Annotated in this window: 9 protein-coding genes; 6 read left to right on the top strand and 3 right to left on the bottom strand. The window is 56.4% G+C overall.

The window, feature by feature from the left end; all coding sequences use genetic code 11:
* Positions 1–2: 2 nt before the first annotated feature.
* The gene (gene doeA, locus FMN63_RS25815; protein ID WP_148586942.1) at positions 3–1,187 is read right to left on the bottom strand and encodes an ectoine hydrolase DoeA; all 1,185 of its coding nucleotides are present in this window, start codon (positions 1,185–1,187) and stop codon (positions 3–5) included.
* A gap of 176 nt (positions 1,188–1,363) precedes the next feature.
* Between doeA and eutB the strand changes: the two genes are divergently transcribed.
* The 5 genes from eutB to FMN63_RS25840 all read left to right on the top strand — a co-directional run bounded on the left by eutB (position 1,364) and on the right by FMN63_RS25840 (position 6,876).
* Positions 1,364–2,371: a hydroxyectoine utilization dehydratase EutB gene (gene eutB, locus FMN63_RS25820; protein ID WP_148586943.1), complete on the top strand. Its 1,008-nt coding sequence runs from the start codon at positions 1,364–1,366 to the stop codon at positions 2,369–2,371.
* A complete protein-coding gene (locus FMN63_RS25825; protein ID WP_148586944.1) occupies positions 2,361–3,356 on the top strand; it encodes a cyclodeaminase in 996 nt (331 codons plus the stop codon). The genes eutB and FMN63_RS25825 overlap by 11 nt, the downstream gene beginning before the upstream one ends.
* Positions 3,357–3,373: 17 nt before the next feature.
* The gene (locus FMN63_RS25830) at positions 3,374–3,889 is read left to right on the top strand and encodes an Lrp/AsnC family transcriptional regulator (RefSeq protein ID WP_148586945.1); all 516 of its coding nucleotides are present in this window, start codon (positions 3,374–3,376) and stop codon (positions 3,887–3,889) included.
* Positions 3,890–3,979: 90 nt separating this feature from the next.
* The gene (locus FMN63_RS25835; RefSeq protein ID WP_148586946.1) at positions 3,980–5,476 is read left to right on the top strand and encodes an NAD-dependent succinate-semialdehyde dehydrogenase; all 1,497 of its coding nucleotides are present in this window, start codon (positions 3,980–3,982) and stop codon (positions 5,474–5,476) included.
* A gap of 32 nt (positions 5,477–5,508) precedes the next feature.
* Complete coding sequence (locus FMN63_RS25840; protein WP_148586947.1) at positions 5,509–6,876, top strand: aspartate aminotransferase family protein; 1,368 nt, start codon at positions 5,509–5,511, stop codon at positions 6,874–6,876.
* Positions 6,877–6,950: 74 nt separating this feature from the next.
* On the opposite strand, the gene FMN63_RS25845 is transcribed toward FMN63_RS25840, so the two are convergent.
* Both FMN63_RS25845 and FMN63_RS25850 read right to left on the bottom strand, forming a co-directional pair.
* Positions 6,951–9,167 carry a peptidase domain-containing ABC transporter gene (locus FMN63_RS25845; protein ID WP_148586948.1) on the bottom strand — a complete coding sequence of 739 codons (2,217 nt, stop codon included), beginning with the start codon at positions 9,165–9,167 and terminating at the stop codon, positions 6,951–6,953.
* On the bottom strand, positions 9,164–10,810 hold the full coding sequence (locus tag FMN63_RS25850) for a peptidase domain-containing ABC transporter (RefSeq protein WP_162530111.1): 1,647 nt from the start codon (positions 10,808–10,810) through the stop codon (positions 9,164–9,166). Before FMN63_RS25850 ends, FMN63_RS25845 begins: the two co-directional genes overlap by 4 nt.
* A gap of 274 nt (positions 10,811–11,084) precedes the next feature.
* On the opposite strand from FMN63_RS25850, the gene FMN63_RS25855 reads away from it, so the two are divergent.
* Positions 11,085–18,656, top strand: coding sequence for a beta strand repeat-containing protein (locus FMN63_RS25855; protein WP_148586950.1), 7,572 nt, complete (start codon positions 11,085–11,087; stop codon positions 18,654–18,656).
* Positions 18,657–18,680 lie beyond the last annotated feature (24 nt).

The following is an 18,680-nucleotide window of genomic DNA, read 5'->3' on the forward strand; positions in this document are numbered from 1 at the left end:
CCTCAGGATTTCACGAACAATTCGCGGGGTCTGTTGCACAGGCATTCCGCGCGGCCATTTTCCTTGATGAGAATGCTCTCGGTGATTTCCAATCCCCAGCCATCCATCCAAAGCCCCGGCATGAAGTGAAAGGTCATACCGGGTTTCAGCACGGTGGTGTCTTCCTCACGAATGGAAATCGTACGCTCCCCCCAATCGGGAGGATAGGAAATGCCGATTGGGTACCCTGCCCGCGCGCCACGCTCGATACCTGCCGCTTCAAGTGGTTTCGCCAATGCCCGAGCGATGTCGCCAGCTGTGTTGCCTGCCCTGGCGGTGTCCAGGCCGGCTTCTAGTCCTTCGACGAGAGCCTTTTCAGCATCGAGCAGATATTGCTCAGGCTTCCCGAGAAATACGGTACGGCACAGGGGGGCATGGTACCGGCGAAAACAGCCGGAAAGTTCGAAGAACGTCGCTTCGCCTTCCTGCATGAACCGTCCGTCCCATGTCAGGTGCGGCGCAGACGCATCCGCGCCACTTGGCAGAAGCGGCACGATCGCCGGGTAGTCTCCCCAGGCATCGTCCAGACCGCGAATGGCATCGGCATAGATTTCCGCGACCAGGTCAGCCTTGCGCATGCCAGGTACGACACGCTGGAAAACACCGTCCATGATTTTCTCGGAAATTCGTGCCGCCTTGCGCATGAAGACCAGTTCTTCATCCGATTTGACCGCTCTCAACCAGTTGACCATGCTGGTGGCATCGATGAATTCAGCGTTTGGCAGTTCGTGCTGCAGCGTCAGGAACGCCTTGGCCGAAAAGTAGTAATTTTCAAGTTCAACACCGATTTTCTTGGCCGCGTAGCCCCTGGTTTCCAGCAAACGGGCCAGGTCTTGCATGGGGTGCCGCTCGGACGACTGGATAAAATGATCGGCATAGGACGCCACACGCGCGTCATCCATCCAGACGGTGCGGCGGGCCCCGTTGGCATCCTGTCTGCGTCCCCACCAGATCGGTTCTTCGTCCAGAAAGACGACGACGCCCTGGTGCACATAGAAAGACCAGCCGTCATAGCCGGTGGTCCAGGCCATATTGGAGGGGTCCTCGAGAAACAGAACATCTATGCCCCGCTTGACCATGTCAGTACGGACAAGGTTGAGACGGCGCTGGTACTCGGCATCGCTGAAAGGAAGGTCGTGACCTGGCATGATTGGGCCTCGTCGGTTATTTGTACACAAATAAGAACTCAGGCATTTCAAAAATCAAGGAAATAACCATTTCCCGATGGTGCCTCTTGCGTGACTGGGTGCATTTGTACACAAATACGTGACGCATCTCCCATGCAGGATTCATTTTCAGCCACGAACGGTACCGGAGACGGTCGATGCAGTTATCGCTTGCAGATGTTCTCGAAGCGCGAAAGGCCATCGCAGGCGACGTCGTCAGGACACCTTTGCTGCCCTCACGCTTTATGTCGCAGCAGTCGGGTCAATCGTTTTTTCTGAAGATGGAAACCATGCAGCCGACAGGTGCCTTCAAACTGCGTGGTGCCATGAATGCCGCCTTGAACGCGCCCAAAGGCACCAACACCCTCACCTGTTGTTCGACCGGCAATCATGGCCGCGGGGTTGCCTTTGCAGCGCGCCAACTCGGAATGAAGGCCGTTATCTGCATGTCTTCATTGGTGCCGCAAACCAAACTTGATGGCATCAGGGCTCTTGGCGCTGAAACACGCATCGTCGGCAACAGTCAGGATGACGCTCTCGCCGACTGCCGGGCGCTCGCGCAATCACCCGGCGTATTCGAAATTTCACCGTTCGATGATCCTTATGTAATCGCGGGTCAAGGAACCATCGGTCTTGAAATCCTCGAAGACCTTCCAAACCTCGGCACGCTCCTGATTCCCCTGTCTGGCGGAGGGCTTGCCGCCGGTGTTGCGCTCGCGGCAAAGTCCATCAATCCGTCGATCCATATTGTTGGCCTTACGATGGACCGGGGTGCCGCCATGAAAGCTTCCATAGATGCCGGGCATCCCGTGGAAGTGCAGGAGGTGGCGAGCCTTGCAGACTCGCTGGGTGGCGGCATCGGGCTGGAAAACAGGCTGTCCTTCGCCATGTGCCGGGATCTTCTCGATGAAATCGTTCTTGTGAACGAAGAGGAGATCTACCGTGCGATGCAGACGCTCTATTATGAAGACAGCCACGTTGCCGAAGGGGCTTGTGTCGTCGGCATTGCTGCGTGTCTTGCCGGGAAGCTCCCCGGTCTGAAAGGCCCTGTTGCGACAATCATTACCGGGCGGAACGTCGACATGACCCAGTTCACGAAAATCATGATGGGTCAGGACGTGCACCTTGATGGCTATTTGGTAAAGGGAACGCGTTATGGCGCATGAAATCAGACTGGTAAATGAGGCTGACTTGCGTCGCTCCGTTCACCTGGATCTGGAGGTCATCAACTGTATCGAACAGGCTTTCGCAAAGCTTTCAACCGGTACGGTGGTCATGCCCCCCGTCCTTTCCATGGCCTTGCCTGAGGAGAACGCCGAAGTCGATGTAAAAACGGCCTATGTGCCCGGACTGGATGGGTTTGCGATCAAGGTTTCTCCCGGTTTCTTCAACAATCCAACGCTTGGGCTTTCCAGTCTCAACGGTCTGATGGTTCTTTTTTCCGCCAAGACAGGCCTGGTCCTGGCCATCTTTCTGGATAACGGTTACCTGACAGACATCCGGACAGCCGCTGCAGGAGCCGTTGCGGCACGCCAACTGGCCCCCAGGGACGTTTCGACTATCGGCATTCTGGGCACCGGTGTTCAGGCCAGATTGCAACTGATTGCAGCCGCCAAAGTACGTCCTGCGGAAAGAGCGTTGATCTGGGGTCGGGATCGAGACAAGGCACAGCGTCTGGCCAAGGATATGGCCACTGCCCTCGGGATCGGTGTTACCGCTGTCGAGGACCCAGCACAGCTTGTTGCCGACAGCCAGCTTGTCGTAACAACGACCCCCGCGAAAGAAGCCATCCTGAGCGCAGATTGTCTTCATCCCGGCCTGCATATCACGGCCATGGGATCCGATCAGGAAGACAAGAACGAGCTGGACCCTCAAATTCTGGCCCGGGCAGATGCCGTTGTCTGCGACCGGATCAGCCAATGTGAAAAACTTGGTGAATTGCGGACGGCACTTGAAGAACGGGCTTTGCAGGACACAAGCACCGTGCGCGAATTGGGAGCCGTTGTTGCAGGGAGTGCCATCGGCAGGCAGCAAGAAACGGATATTACAGTCTGCGATTTGACCGGCACAGGTGTTCAGGATACGGCCATTGCAACGCTCGCACTTGGCATGGTCAAGAAATCGAACGCGGGCACTACGCTCCTTTCCTGAACGGGCAAGAGATCTGCATGTTGAAACTGGACAACAGAGACCTGGAAATTCTGAAAGTTCTCGCCGAAGAAGGGCGCATTTCGAAAGCCGATCTTGCCAAGCGCATCAACCTCAGTCCAAGCCCGTGCTGGAAGCGCCTCGAGAGACTGGAGGCAGCCGGTATCATTGAAGGCTATGGCGCTCGCCTCTCTCTCAGGCATATTGCACCTCATGTCACGGTGTTCGTGACGGTTGAGCTGGAACATCACCGCGCTGAATATTTTCAAGCTTTTGAAAGGGCAATCCGCAGCAGCGAGGAAGTCGTGGCCTGTTGGGCCATCGGCGGCGGGCTTGATTATCTGATGCAGACCGTCACGCGCGATATCGACAGCTACCAACGCTTCATGGATGCGCTGCTCAACCGGGGACTCGGGGTGGTGCGCTACTTCACTTATGTGGTCACCAAGCCGGTCAAACAGAGCGCCTCTCCTGCCCTCGATTTGTTGCTCACCGGCATGCTGGGAACGGATGTGACTTCGGACCACTCCGAATAAGAACGAAACGACTGCATTGCCTTTTGATAAAAGGCGTTTCGTTCCCGATCGCGCTTCTATCGTTTGCTCACCACCTTGGAGAGCAACACCATGCAGTCCCGAACCCTTGCCGAGACAACTCTTGAAAGTTCGCTTTTTCACCAGATCGACAATCGTCATCTGGTCAAGCATTTTGCCTATGCCGGTGGCCGTTGGATAGCCGCACGAGGTGGTGAGACTTTTCCGGTCACGGATCCGGCGGACGGAAGTCTTCTCGGCGAAGTGACGTCCCTCTCGGGGGAAGAATCCGCCGAAGCCGTTGATGCTGCCAATGACGCCTTTTCAAAATGGTCCGCCCTGTTGCCGCAGGAAAGAGCAACGGTTCTAATGGCATGGCATGCCCTGATCCTTGAGAACCGCGAGGACCTGGCACGCCTCATGACTCGTGAACAGGGCAAACCGATCTCCGAATCCCGGGGAGAGATCGATTATGCGGCCTCTTTCGTCTCGTTTTATGCGGAAGAAGCCAAGCGCCCGAACATAGAGAGTATCACCTCACATCTGCCCGATGCGGAGATGGAAGTCTGGCGTGAGCCTGTCGGCGTTGCGGCATTGATAACGCCCTGGAACTTTCCCTGTGCGATGATCACGCGAAAGGCGGCGGCCGCACTTGCAGCAGGCTGTACCGTGGTGGTTCATCCCTCGCAGGAAACGCCCTACTCAGCACTTGCTCTTGCTGAACTGGCCGACCAGGCCTGTTTTCCGGCTGGTGTCTTCAACGTGATTCCGGGAAACGCCAGCGCCATCGTAAAGCCCTGGATGTCCGATCCGCGTGTCAGAGCTGTTTCCTTTACAGGATCGACCGAGATTGGCAGGCTTCTCTATTCGCAGGGCGCCGAAACGGTGAAGCGCCTTGTGCTGGAACTCGGCGGCCATGCCCCTGTTCTGGTTTTTGCAGATGCTGATTTGGACCATGCCGTCGATCAGGCAATTGCAGCAAAATTCGCGACCTCCGGTCAGGACTGCCTCGCTGCCAATCGAATTTTGATTGAAAGACCGGTCTACCAGGCGTTTTGCGCAGCTTTTGCCAATCGCGTTGAAAGCATGTCCGTCGGGCCCGGGCTTACGGATCCGGATATCGGTCCGCTGATGCATGAAAGGGCCATCGCCAAGCAGGAGGACCATGTATGCGACGCAATCGCGCGCGGTGCGCGCCTCTTGACCGGCGGCCAACGTCACAAAGCCGGACCCTTGTTCTTTGAGCCGACAGTGCTTGCCGATGTTCCCGCCGATGCGGCGATCTTCCGGGAAGAGACCTTTGGCCCCGTTGCCGCACTCGCGGCCTTCGACACGGAAGAAGAGGTCATCGCAAGAGCGAACGACACCGAATATGGACTTATCGCCTATCTCCATACCCAGGATCCTCGCCGCATCTACCGGGCCAGCCGCGCGCTTCAGTACGGCATGGTTGCCGTCAACCGTACGAAAGTGACGGGTTATCCGATCCCCTTTGGAGGTGTGAAGCAATCCGGACTTGGCCGCGAAGGAGCCCGCTACGGTCTGGAGGCCTTTACCGAAATCAAATATGTCTGCCGGGACTGGAGCTGACCTGGCCACGAATACACAAGAAGGACCTGAACATGCTCAAGAACGATCAACTGGATGCCTGGGACAGAGAAAACTTCTTCCATCCCTCAACCCATCTCGCACAGCATGCACGTGGAGAAAGCCCGAACCGGATCGTGACCGGTGGCAGCGGTGTCTATATCGAAGACCGCGACGGCACAAAGCTTCTCGACGCATTTGCTGGACTTTACTGCGTCAACGTCGGTTACGGCCGATCTGAAATTGCCGATGCAATCGCCGAACAGGCGCGTGAGCTGGCCTACTATCATGCGTATGTCGGACACGGCACCGAAGCTTCGATCACGCTTGCAAAGATGGTGATGGAGCGGGCACCCGATCACATGTCCAAGGTCTATTTCGGGCTTGGCGGATCAGATGCGAATGAAACGAACATCAAGCTGGTCTGGTATTACAACAACATTCTCGGCCGTCCTGAAAAGAAGAAGATCATCTCCCGCTGGAGAGGCTATCATGGCTCCGGGCTGATGACCGGTTCCCTGACGGGTCTCGAACTGTTTCACAAGAAATTCGATCTCCCCTTGTCGCAGGTTCTGCATACAGTTGCTCCTGACTATTTCCGCAGGGAAGATCTTTCTCTTTCCGAAGCCGATTTCGTTGCCTATTGCGTCGCGGATCTCGAAGCCCTGATCGAACGGGAAGGCGCCGACACGATTGCGGCCTTCATCGGCGAACCCGCCCTTGGAACAGGCGGGATCGTGCCGCCCCCGGCAGGGTATTGGGAAGCCATTCAAACCGTTCTCAGAAAACACGACATCCTTCTGATCGCAGATGAAGTCGTGTCCGGTTTCGGCCGTCTCGGCTCCATGTTCGGATCTGACCATTACGGGATTGAACCTGATTTCATCACCATCGCGAAGGGCCTGACGTCTGCCTACGCGCCTCTGTCCGGTTCCATCGTTTCCGACAAGGTCTGGAAGGTGCTCGAAGACGGTACAGATGAATTCGGCCCGATCGGCCATGGCTGGACCTATTCCGCGCACCCGATCGGGGCAGCGGCAGGCGTCGCCAACCTCAAGCTTATCGATAGCCTGGACCTGGTCACCAACGCCAAGTCCGCGGGTGCCTACTTCAAGAAAGCTCTCACGGATGCCCTCGGCGATCATGCGAATGTCGGCGACATTCGCGGCGATGGTCTTCTGTGTGCCGTCGAGTTCGTTGCAGACAAGTCCAGCAGAACCTATCTCGACCCGGCCAGCAAAACCGGACCGCAGGTAGCTGCGGCACTGTTGAAGGAAGGGGTTATCGGACGGGCCATGCCACAGGGCGACATCCTCGGGTTTGCCCCTCCCCTGTGCATTTCGGAAAGTGAAATCGACAAGGTTGTCGATGCGGCCGCAAAAGCGGTGAAATCCGTTTTCTGAGCCCCAGGCAAACGATATGACAAAGCCTGTCGGAACGATCCGGCGGGCTTTTTTGCTTGCAAGCCGAGATCTTCTTATCCGGCTTTCGCAGTCTGTCCCATCAATGCCGGCACCACCTGCTCCGGCGGACCCATCATCGCAATCTGACCACTTCTGAGCACGACCACCCGGTTGGCCATCTTCATGTGACTGGGCCGCTGGGTGTTGATGACGATGGTCGCCTTGCCCCTGAGTTCCTCGATCATTGACATGAACTTCTTGTCGCCGTCGAAATCGAGATGCGTTCCCGGATTGTCAAACAGGTAGAGCGGTGCGGTCTTCACGAAGGCACGGGCCAACACGATGCGCTGTTTCATGTTGTCCGGGATCTGCTTCAAAACCTCGCCGTTGAGCCGCGTTTCCAGTCCATTGAAATTTTCTTCCAGATAAGACAGCAAGCCAAGTCTGCCGGTAACCTCGGCAAGCCGCTCATCGCTTGCAGCGGGATCTGACATCAGCAAATTCTGTTTTACAGTGCCGTAGAAGAAGTCGAGATCGTCCGGCGCATAGCCAATGGAAGATCGCCACTCGGCCGGGTCCAGCTGGCGCACGTCCAGACCGTCGAACAGGATGGATCCGACCTGCGGCTGGAAGAGACCGATGATTGACTGAAACAGCGCAGTCTTGCCCGATCCGCTAGGCCCTGTGATGGCGACGGTTTCGCCTTCCTTCACGGTTAGTTCGATCCCTTTCAACGAAGCTTCCGTTGCGCCTGGATATCTGAGAACGAGCGATGACATTTTCAGGTCGCCGCGAATGTCGCGCGTTATCTTGGGCAAATGACTTGGCTCACGTTCGAGCTGCACTTGCATCAGATTATTGATCTGCTCGATCACAGTCCGGCTTTGCGCAAGCTGGGTTACGCTCAGAAACGCCTGGTTCATCGGGTTGAGCACGCGCCAACTCAGGGCCATGGTGGCGATCAGGGCTCCGAGGCTCATATCCCCTTCCATGACACGCATGGCCCCGATACCCAGAACCAGAACGCCACAAATGGTCATTAGGGTCTGCGACAGGATTTGCAGAACATGCGTGATCAGCCGCGCATGAATATTGAGCTTGTTGAAGTTGGTCGAAAGGCCGGAAAACCTTTCAAGCCAGGTATCTTCCACCGAGAGGTTTCTGAGCGCACGTTGATTGCGGAAGGTTTCGATCATGAAGCTGTTCAGCTTCGACTTTTGCTCACCAACCGACGCGACTTCGCGTTGCACCTTGGGCAAGACGTAAACCGCCAGAAGAGTGTAAATTGTGAGCAACGAGAGCGGAAGCAGCGCTACCGGGCCGCCGATCAGGAAAATCGCGGCAATGAAAATCAGTGTGAAGGGAATATCGACGATCGCGTTGAACAGCGAACTCTGGAAGATGTCTCGCACGCTATCGAAATAGCGCAGCCGCATAACCTGCGTACCAATCGGCGCTTCAGACAGCCTCGCGTACGGCAAATGCAGAATCCGTTCAAAGGTCTTGTTGCCGACGATGGCATCGATCCGTCCACCGAGATAGGATTGCAGCCATGTTTTCATCCGCCGTAGTGTGGTTTCGCACAGGAGGATGATTACAATTCCGACAGCCATGGTCAGAAGGACCTCTGTCGATTTTGCTCCTATCGCCTTGTCGTAAATCGCCATGATGAACAATGGCGGTGCCAGGGCGAGAATGTTCAGAACAAATCCCAGAGCCAAAATCGAAATGATGCTGGTCCGGAAACGCCGGGTCACGGTTGAGAACCAGCTTCGGTTGTTCTGAACCTGGCTTTGTTCCCCGGTGTCTTCCTGCGCGAGATAAATCTCGTTTTTCAGAATGTCCGCAGCACGAAGGACAACCGCCGCTCCCTGCCGTCCGGAAAACACCCGAAACTCACCGGTTTCGGTTCTGCCCACGATCACCTGAACATCGTCGCCGGTGACGCGCAGACAGGGCAAGTGCGCTGCAGTCAGCTCTGCAGCGTTTCCGTGGAACAGTGTCGTCTTCACCGCCAGTCGGCTGAGAACGGTGCGCATTGCCAGGAACGTTTCGATGCGGTCGAAATGCGGCAATGCCTCGAAGAGCAACCTGTTATTTCCCTGCCAGCGCATTTCTCTCAAGAGTGGGATCAGGCACCGTTCCGCAGGAGCAGCATCTTCGTCCGGCAGACCCAAACTGCCGGATGCACCGCCGTTCGCTGACAGCTTTTCCGAAAGATCGTGCCACTGCCTGTGCACGGCATTTTCGGCGGTCTGAATATCTTTGAGGTTGAATAGCGGCCTGGTCATGCCGGCATCCCCAACTTTTGCAGGGTTCCGGTGACATTCATGGAGCCAAGATCGTGAAGGCTGCCATCGCTGAGTTCGAATTGGTGATCGGCGACTGCCAGCATCGAAGGACGGTGACTGATGATGATCACAGTCAGATGGCCCTTCAGACGGATCAGCGCTTCGACAAGTAGCTTTTCGGCCTGTTGATCGAGTTGCGCATTTGCCTCGTCCAAAATGAGGATCTTCGGCTCACCTGCCAGCGCCCTGGCAATGCAGATACGCTGAAGCGTTGACGTGGGCACCTTGCCTCCAAGGTCCGAACCGAGCTGCGTTTCATAGCCGCGTGGCAGAAGATGGATTTCCTTTTCGAGGCCAATCAGGCTTGCGGCCATGCGGGCGCGGGCAATATCGGAAATGGCGCCGAACATGGTGATGTTTTCGAGAATGGTTCCGTTGAAAATGGAAGACTGATTGTCGACGTAGGCGACCGTCTTGCGCAGTGCGTGCTGATGAATGCCTTCGTAGTCCTGTCCCCCGATCATGACCTTGCCGGACGTTGGCGTAACTTCGCCAGTCAACAACTTCATGAGCGTTGACTTGCCGCTGCCGTCGGCTCCACGGAACCCGACGGATTGACCGGATTCAATCGTCAGATTGATATCGTCGAACACCCGGCGGCGGTTTTCTCCCCGTTCAACGGACACGTTGACCAGGTGAATGGACCCATCGGTCTCTATGGACAATGGCTCTTGCGGCGCAACTTCCGGCAGCTGGAACAGCGAGTCGACCTGGCTGTAATCGTGTTTCAGGCGTTGCATGTCGGTGAGCTGGTTGATCGCGCGCAGGAACGGCTGCACGAATTGCCCGGACAACAAGGTGCTGGCCGCGACACCACCCACACTGAAATTGCCGTCGATGGTCATCAATGCCCCAAAAATGACGACAAAGATTGTGGTCAGGGTTCCGAAAAGAGCCGAAGCATCCCGCGCCCGCCCGGACAGCCGCATGTACCTGGAACTGAGTTCGGCGGTAGCGCGCTGCAGCCGTTCGAAACGGCGCATGATCAGCGCTTCCATGGCCTGGGATTTGACTGTCTTTGCCCCGGACAGCACCTCGAGGATAAAATCGGACTTTCTGTCGTCCTGATCCGCTCTGTCTGCAACGACCTTCTGCAGCACCTTGTTTCTGTTGAGCGCAAACAGCATGAAAATGCCCAAAAAAGTGACTGGAACCAGAGCCAGTGGGCCTGCAATGAATGCCAGAGCCGCTAGAAAGATGCCTCCTGCCGGTAGATCGATCGCCAAAAGGCGTTTCTGGTCACCGTAGTGATCTGCAATGGATTGCAACGAGCGAAGCTTGTGCACCTGAACGGAAACCGGCGTTTTGGCAAACTCGGAAGGCTCCGCGCCGAGCACCCTTCGAAAAAGCTCCATATGAGCCTGATGATTGAAACCGGCTCCCAGCCTGCCGACAACTGCGATCCTCGACACCTTGATGATTGCATCGGCAACAAGGAAAACAACAACACCAAGGACGAGGACGAGAAGCGTGTCCGTGGAGGCGTTCGGCAGAACACGGTCGTACACCTGGAGAATAGCCAACGGCAGTGCCAGGCCCATGATGTTCGCAAAAACGGATGCGACGATTACATCGCGCGGCAAACCGGGTGAAGAGATCCAATGTCCGGACGGTGAATGCCGAATTTTCAAACGTGGCAAAAAGAACGATGAAAGTAGCAATTTCAGCATAGTCGGACCGGGGTGATGAATTTACTCACTCAAACTGTGCTGATCGGGTTTAAAAACCGTTTACCCTATGCCTTGATTTCTAAATTTTATTAGAACTAACTTTCAGATTCTAAGAGCAATTTTGCGCTTTGTTAAGGGTGCTGCCGTTCACTGACGTTATCGTAAATTGTGCGGACGTGCGACCGGAATGGCAAGCGATACTCAAAATCGAGACACCCAGAACAAAGCCGGTGCAGAAGGCAAAACGACGGAAACCAGGACGACCCTGAATTCCGATAACGCTCTGCATTCGGGTCTTCTCGATGATCGGGACCAGACTCTCGATAAGGCGCACGACTATCATCTCGACCAGGACATGGGCGACTCCATGGAGCAGGTGAATGCCAACCTGCATCTTGGTGACGAAGAGCAAGAGCAGCGATACGTCGAGCAACAAAATCCCTCGTTCGGCGCGCAGAGCCTGGTTTTTGAAAATCTAACTGTCGAGCCCTCATCTCACGACGACGGCGAAACGCCAGGCCCAAGCATAGATCTATCAGCGAACATTGATGATTTCCCCGAAGATCGTCCTGATTTCGACCATGACAGTGCGCCGGCAGGGAGTAGCTCTTCAGCAAGCATCGCGTCTGTTCTGAACGCGGGTCCTGACCTGACCTACGCCGGCAGCACGTCTTCAGGACAGTTTGACGGTTCGTTTGGCACCCAGGATGACACAAATTCTTTCGCGGCACCCTTTGGCGGCGAAAGCGACGACACAGCTGCTGGCGCAAGAGCTTCCGATCTGGGGGCGGTCGCGGATATTGATGAAAGCGAAAACGCGGTCGACGAAAATTCTGCTGCTGGTTCCGCGACAGGCATTCAGGCAGAAGCCGGTACTGCGGATGGCGCGAGTGTTGTCTACAGCCTCCTCGATGATGCTGGCGGGCTTTTTGCCATCGACCCGGAAACGGGAATTGTTACCGTCGCAGGTGCCCTGGACGCTGAAACGGCCGGAAGCCATCAGATCGTCGTGCTTGCGACCGGGTCTGATGGCTCGACTCAAACCGAAACCTTTACAATTCAGATCCGCGACGTAAACGAACATGACGTCAGCGCGATCGAAACGGTTGGCGCGGTAGCGGATACAATTTCAGAAGGTGTGGCCGGCGGCAGTGAAGCTGGCATCACAGTTGTCGCTACCGATCAAGATGTGTCGGACAGTGTCTCCTACTCAGTCGATGACCCGCGTTTCGTGATTGACGACCAGGGTGTGGTCAGCATTGCCGACGACGCCGTCTTTGATGCCGAAACAGAAGCAACCGTCTCTTTCACCGTTACAGCCACATCAACCGACGGCTCGCAATCAGAGCAAACCTTCACGCTGTCGGTCGAAGACGAAAATGAATTTGCAACCTCCGCAATTCAGGACATCGACACAGCCGCCAATTCTGTCGCGGAAGACGCTGCGCCAGGTACACAGATTGGAATCACGGCCTTTGCGCAAGACCAGGACGCTACAGATACGGTTTCCTATGCGGTCGATGACGCACGTTTCATCGTTGACGAAAACGGTGTCGTTCGCGTTGCAGAAGGCGCCAGTTTTGATGCAGAAACTGAAGGCTCCATCAGCCTCACTGTGACCGCGACCTCTACGGACGGTTCAACGTCGCAAGAGACCTTCACAATTGCCGTTTCTGACGTCAACGAAAGCGCTGTTTCTTCCGTAACCGATACCGATATAGGCACAGATACGATTGCAGAAAATGTCTCCGCAGGAACGCAAGTCGGGATCACGGTTCATGCAACCGATAGCGATATTACCGACACGGTCTCTTATTCCGTCGACGATGACCGCTTCTCAGTGGACGAAAACGGTGTTGTTCGCGTTGCGGATGGCGCAAGCTTTGACGCAGAAACCGAAGGCTCCATCAGCCTCACTGTGACCGCGACCTCTACGGATGGTTCAACGTCGCAGGAGACCTTCACAGTCGAAGTTTCCGACATCAATGAATACGGTGTTTCCGCACTGACGGATACGGACAGTGCTGAGAACTCCATCGCTGAAAATGCGACCGAGGGTACGCAGGGCGGCGTCACCGCCTTTGCTGAAGATAAGGACGCCACAGATACGGTTTCCTATGCGGTCGATGATGTTCGTTTCACCGTGGATGAAAATGGTGTCGTTCGCGTTGCAGAAGGCGCAAGCTTTGACGCTGAAACCGAAGGCTCCATCAGCCTCACTGTGACCGCGACCTCAACGGACGGCTCAACGTCGCAAGAGACCTTCACGATTGCCGTTTCTGATGTGAACGAAAGCGCTGTTTCTTCTGTAGCCGATACGGATACAGGCGCAAATACGATTGCGGAAAATGTCTCCGCAGGAACGCAAGTCGGCATCACGGTTCTTGCGACCGATAGCGATATTACCGACACGGTCTCCTATTCCGTCGATGATGACCGCTTCACAGTGGACGAAAACGGTGTTGTTCGCGTTGCGGATGGCGCGTCGTTCGACTTTGAGAGCGAACCCAACATCTCGCTGACGGTAACCGCAACTTCTTCAGACGGCTCCACCTCTTCAGATGCGTTTGCTGTCTCCGTAACAGATGTTGCCGAGGACTATCAGCTCGAAGATGGCGGTCAGAGTTTCACGGATAACTCTGTAGCTGAAACCAGCATCACCGGTGGTTCAGGAGACGATACCATCGTGGCGCATGCCGACGGCGGCAACGTTTATGGCGCCGACGGTGACGATACCATTTCCGGAAACGGTGCTGCCGATACCCTGGCAGGCGGCGCGGGTGACGACACTCTGACAGGCGGTGCCGGCGATGACACTATCGATGGCGGTCTTGGTACTGATACAGCGACCTACAGCGGCAATTTCGCTGACTACACGATCACCGAGAACGAAGGCATCTTCACTGTTACAGACAACCGTGCAGGATCCCCCGACGGCACCGACACCGTTGTAAACGTTGAAAACTTCCGATTTGCGGATGGCGATATTCTGGCAGGCGATTTGATCGCAAAAGATATTTCCGCAGTTTCGGACAAGGACAGCGGCGCGAACACGGTTGCGGAAGATGCTGCGGCCGGAACGGCAGTGGGCGTTACCGCTTTCGCAGAGGACGAGAACACCTCCGACACAGTCTCCTACACGGTTGACGACGATCGTTTCACCGTCGATGAAAACGGTGTTGTGCGTGTTGCAGATGGCGCAAGTTTCGATGCCGAGACTGAGGGCTCCATCGACATCACCGTGACAGCGATATCCAGCGATGGCTCAACCTCAGCGGAGACCTTTACCGTTTCCGTGTCCGATGTTGACGAATACGACGTCTCCAGTGTGTCAGACACCGACGCAGCGGCCAACGAGGTTGCGGAAGACGCGGAAGCTGGCACGCAGGTCGGCATAGCCGCGTTTGCAAAGGATGACGATGTCACAGACACCGTTTCCTACTCCGTCGATGATGACCGCTTCACGGTGGACGATAACGGAGTTGTCCGTGTTGCAGACGGTGCAAGTTTCGATGCGGAGACTGAGGGTTCCATCGATATCCTGGTGACGGCAACCTCTTCCGACGGTTCGACCTCGCAAGAGTCCTTCACCATTTCCGTTTCCGATGTGAATGAGACTTCTGTCTCCGCTGTCACTGACGTTGATGCAGCAGCGAACGGGTTTGCGGAAGATGCCACAGAAGGCACCGTGGTGGGTATCACCGCCCAGGCAACGGATGCAGACGCAACCGACACGGTGACCTATTCGGTTTCCGATGACAGGTTCACTGTTGGTGACGACGGGGTGATCACGGTGGCAGCCGGTGCGACTTTCGACTACGAAAGCGAGCCGACCATCAAAGTTGCCGTCACAGCTACGTCTTCAGACGGGTCCACGTCTCAGGAAACCTTTGAACTGGCGGTTTCTGACGTCGCAGAAACCTATCAACTTGCCGAAGGCCAGACGACCTTCACCGACACCGGCGTTGCCGAGACATCGATCACCGGCAACGACAGCGCGGACACCATCACAGCCCATGACGATGGCAGCACCATCTACAGTGGCGCCGGCGACGACACCATTTACGGCGGTGCGGGTGACGACACGATCCTCTTCGGCGAAGGTGCCGATGTCGTCTACGGTGGGGCCGGTGACGATTTCATCGACGATGAACGCGGCTCACAGCCCAATACAGGAGACAACTACCTGGATGGTGGTGACGGCAACGACACCATGTACGGGGGTGGCGGCAACGATACGATGATCGGCGGTGCTGGCAACGACACTCTGCGCGGTGAAGGTGACGACGACACCCTGGACGGCGGAGACGGCGACGACATCCTCGTAGGTGGGGTTGGTGACGATAGTATCGACGGCGGCAGCGGCAATGATGCGGTTTACTATTCGGGGAACCGTTCCGACTATGACATCACGGAAAACTCCGACGGCTCCTACACTGTCATCGACACCAGGACCGATTCACCTGACGGCACCGACACCGTTGCGAACGTTGAGAAATTCTGCTTTTCCGATGGCGATGTTCTCGCAGGCGATCTAGTCGCAAAAGATATTTCCACGGTTTCGGATTCCGACACAGCCGCCAATACGGTTGCAGAAGATGCCGCGGCCGGAACGGAAGTTGGCGTTACCGCTTCCGCAAACGACGAGAACACGTCCGACACGGTTTCCTACTCCGTCGATGATGACCGCTTCACGGTGGACGATAACGGAGTTGTCCGTGTTGCAGACGGTGCAAGTTTCGATGCGGAGACTGAGGGTTCCATCGATATCCTGGTGACGGCAACCTCCACAGACGGTTCAACATCGCAAGAGTCCTTCACGATCGCAGTTTCCGATGTGAATGAAACATCTGTCTCTGCTGTCACTGACGTTGATACGTCGGCCAACAGCTTTGCGGAAGATGCCACAGAAGGCACCGTGGTGGGTATCACCGCCCAGGCAACGGATGCAGACGCAACCGACACGGTGACCTATTCGGTTTCCGATGACAGGTTCACTGTTGGTGACGACGGGGTGATCACGGTGGCAGCCGGTGCGACTTTCGACTACGAAAGCGAGCCGACCATCAAAGTTGCCGTCACAGCTACGTCTTCAGACGGGTCCACGTCGCAGGAAACCTTTGAACTGGCGGTTTCTGACGTCGCAGAAACCTATCAACTTGCCGAAGGCCAGACGACCTTCACCGACACCGGTGTTGCCGAGACATCGATCACCGGCAACGACAGTGCGGACACCATCACTGCCCATGACGACGGCAGCACCATCTACAGTGGCGCCGGCGATGACACCATTTACGGCGGTGCGGGTGACGACACGATCCTCTTCGGCGAAGGCGCCGATGTCGTCTACGGTGGGGCCGGTGACGATTTCATCGACGATGAACGCGGTTCACAGCCCAATACAGGAGACAACTACCTGGATGGTGGTGAAGGCAACGACACCATGTACGGGGGTGGCGGCAACGATACGATGATCGGCGGGGCCGGCAACGACACTCTGCGCGGTGAAGGTGACGACGACACCCTGGACGGCGGAGACGGCGACGACATCCTTGTAGGTGGGGTTGGTGACGATAGTATCGACGGCGGCAGCGGCAATGATGCGGTTTACTATTCGGGGACCCGTTCCGACTATGACATCACGGAAAACTCCGACGGCTCCTACACTGTCATCGACACCAGGACCGATTCACCTGACGGCACCGACACCGTTGCGAACGTTGAGAAATTCTGCTTTTCCGATGGCGATGTTCTCGCAGGCGATCTAGTCGCAAAAGATGTTTCTACGGTTTCGGATTCCGACACAGCCGCCAATACGATCATTGAAAATGGAGAAGAAGGGTCCACGGTCGGAATCAAGGCATTTGCCGATGACGCCAACACGTCCGACTCCGTCTCATACAGTGTCAATGACGCCCGTTTCTCGGTGGATGATGACGGGACCGTGCGTCTTGCGGCCGGTGCAAGCTTCGACTACGAGAGCGAGCCCGAGATCAACATCACCGTGACCGCGACGTCCACGGATGGCTCCAGCTCTAGCGAGAGCTTTTCCTTGAGCGTGTCAGATGTATCGGAAAACCTGCAGCTGGCCGATGGTGGCGTCACCTTCACCGACACCGGTGTCGCCGAAACCGCCATTACAGGCGGCACGGGCGACGACACGATTACCGCACACAACGATGGCGGTACGACCATCGACGGCGGAGATGGCAGCGACAAACTCCAGGGCGGTGCCGGAAACGACATGTTGATTGGCGGCGCAGGAGCCGACCTTCTGCAGGGCGGCGCCGGTGACGACACTTTCCAGGTCGGCGGCGACGGCACGTGGTCATCAGGTTATTCAGCGCAGAATACCGTCACCGATGAAACTGTATCTATTACTGGACGCATCAGAAGCTCCGATGTTTTCGAGGGCGGCGAAGGCACGGACACCCTTCTGGGCACAGATGGCTCCGATGCGATCTTCCTGCATGATACCTATTCCGACAAGCATGCCGACGCATCAGAACCGCGGCTTGTCAGTATTGAAAATGTCAACCTGGGAGCCGGTGACGACATCCTGGACATGACCAGCGACACCCATGCCTACACCACGGACATGACGGTTGACGGTGGTGTAGGCGATGACATCATCTGGACGGGAGCTGGCAACGACACGATCCTTGGCGGTGAAGGCAACGACTCCCTGTTCGGTGGCGCAGGCAACGACACTCTTGTCGGTGGCGCCGGTACAGACACCGCCATCTACTCGGGTAATTGGGAAGACTATGACATCGTACACAACGACGATGGCAGCTACACGATTTCCGATCTTCGCGCCGATGCTCCAGATGGTGTCGACACAGTGTCCAACGTGGAATCTTATCGGTTTGCCGATGTCGAACTTCAGTCTGACGAACTGATCGACAGGCCAGTTGGCGATGTCAGCGACACCGACTCCGCTGAAAACACGATACACGAACTGGACGGAGCCGGCACGCATGTGGGGATCACTGCATTTGCCGAAGATCCGAACGGTGAGGCAATCACCTACACACTGAGTGACGACCGTTTCGAATTTGGTGCCGATGGCGTGGTCACAGTTGCCGATCACGCGTTTTTTGACAGCCAGGTCGAAAACTCCATCGACCTGACCGTTACTGCCACCTCTGAGGACGGGTCCCAGTCGAACCAGTCTTTCGCGGTCTCTGTCACGGGGGCATACGACGGTACGTTCACCGGTGGAGACGAAGCAGGATCATTCACCGGCACCGACAAATCGTACAGTGTTGACGGTGGTGGCGGAGACGACACCATCACGACCGGTGACTTCAACGACCGGCTTGACGGCGGTGCAAACGGCGGAAACGACACTCTCGACGGCGGCGGCGGCAACGATCTGATGTTTGGCCGCGGCGGCGACGACGTAATCTACGGTCGCGCCGGAGACGATACGATCATCGGCGGAGCCGGCAACGACACGCTTTACGGCGGCGATGGTTCGGACCTTTTCATGCACGGCCTTGGCGATGGAAACGACACCATCGATGCCGGCGCAGGGGCTGGCTGGACAGACGTCATCGATCTGGGCGGAGGGCCTGACATCGCGTCGGCTGGCGTCTATGAGACGGACTGGACTGTAACGATCACCAGCGGCTCGATTGAATCGACAGACACCGACGGCGGCAGGATTGACCTTTCACAGGATGCCGATGGTTATATCGACTTTGCCGATGGCAGCCGGGTCAACTTCAACGATGTCGAGGAAATTCGCTGGTAGCCCATGCTACCAGACAGCGGCAAT

Origin of the sequence: Stappia sp. BW2, from assembly GCF_008107695.1 — a bacterium.
Taxonomy (GTDB): Bacteria; Pseudomonadota; Alphaproteobacteria; order Rhizobiales; family Stappiaceae; genus Roseibium.

Excerpts from the sequence above, each read along its gene's own strand:
- doeA (WP_148586942.1), bottom strand. The coding sequence starts at position 1,187 with ATGCCAGGTCACGACCTTCCTTTCAGCGATGCCGAGTACCAGCGCCGT.
- FMN63_RS25835 (WP_148586946.1), top strand. The coding sequence starts at position 3,980 with ATGCAGTCCCGAACCCTTGCCGAGACAACTCTTGAAAGTTCGCTTTTT.
- FMN63_RS25840 (WP_148586947.1), top strand. The coding sequence starts at position 5,509 with ATGCTCAAGAACGATCAACTGGATGCCTGGGACAGAGAAAACTTCTTC.
- FMN63_RS25830 (WP_148586945.1), top strand. The coding sequence starts at position 3,374 with ATGTTGAAACTGGACAACAGAGACCTGGAAATTCTGAAAGTTCTCGCC.
- FMN63_RS25855 (WP_148586950.1), top strand. The coding sequence starts at position 11,085 with ATGGCAAGCGATACTCAAAATCGAGACACCCAGAACAAAGCCGGTGCA.
- eutB (WP_148586943.1), top strand. The coding sequence starts at position 1,364 with ATGCAGTTATCGCTTGCAGATGTTCTCGAAGCGCGAAAGGCCATCGCA.
- FMN63_RS25825 (WP_148586944.1), top strand. The coding sequence starts at position 2,361 with ATGGCGCATGAAATCAGACTGGTAAATGAGGCTGACTTGCGTCGCTCC.
- FMN63_RS25845 (WP_148586948.1), bottom strand. The coding sequence starts at position 9,167 with ATGACCAGGCCGCTATTCAACCTCAAAGATATTCAGACCGCCGAAAAT.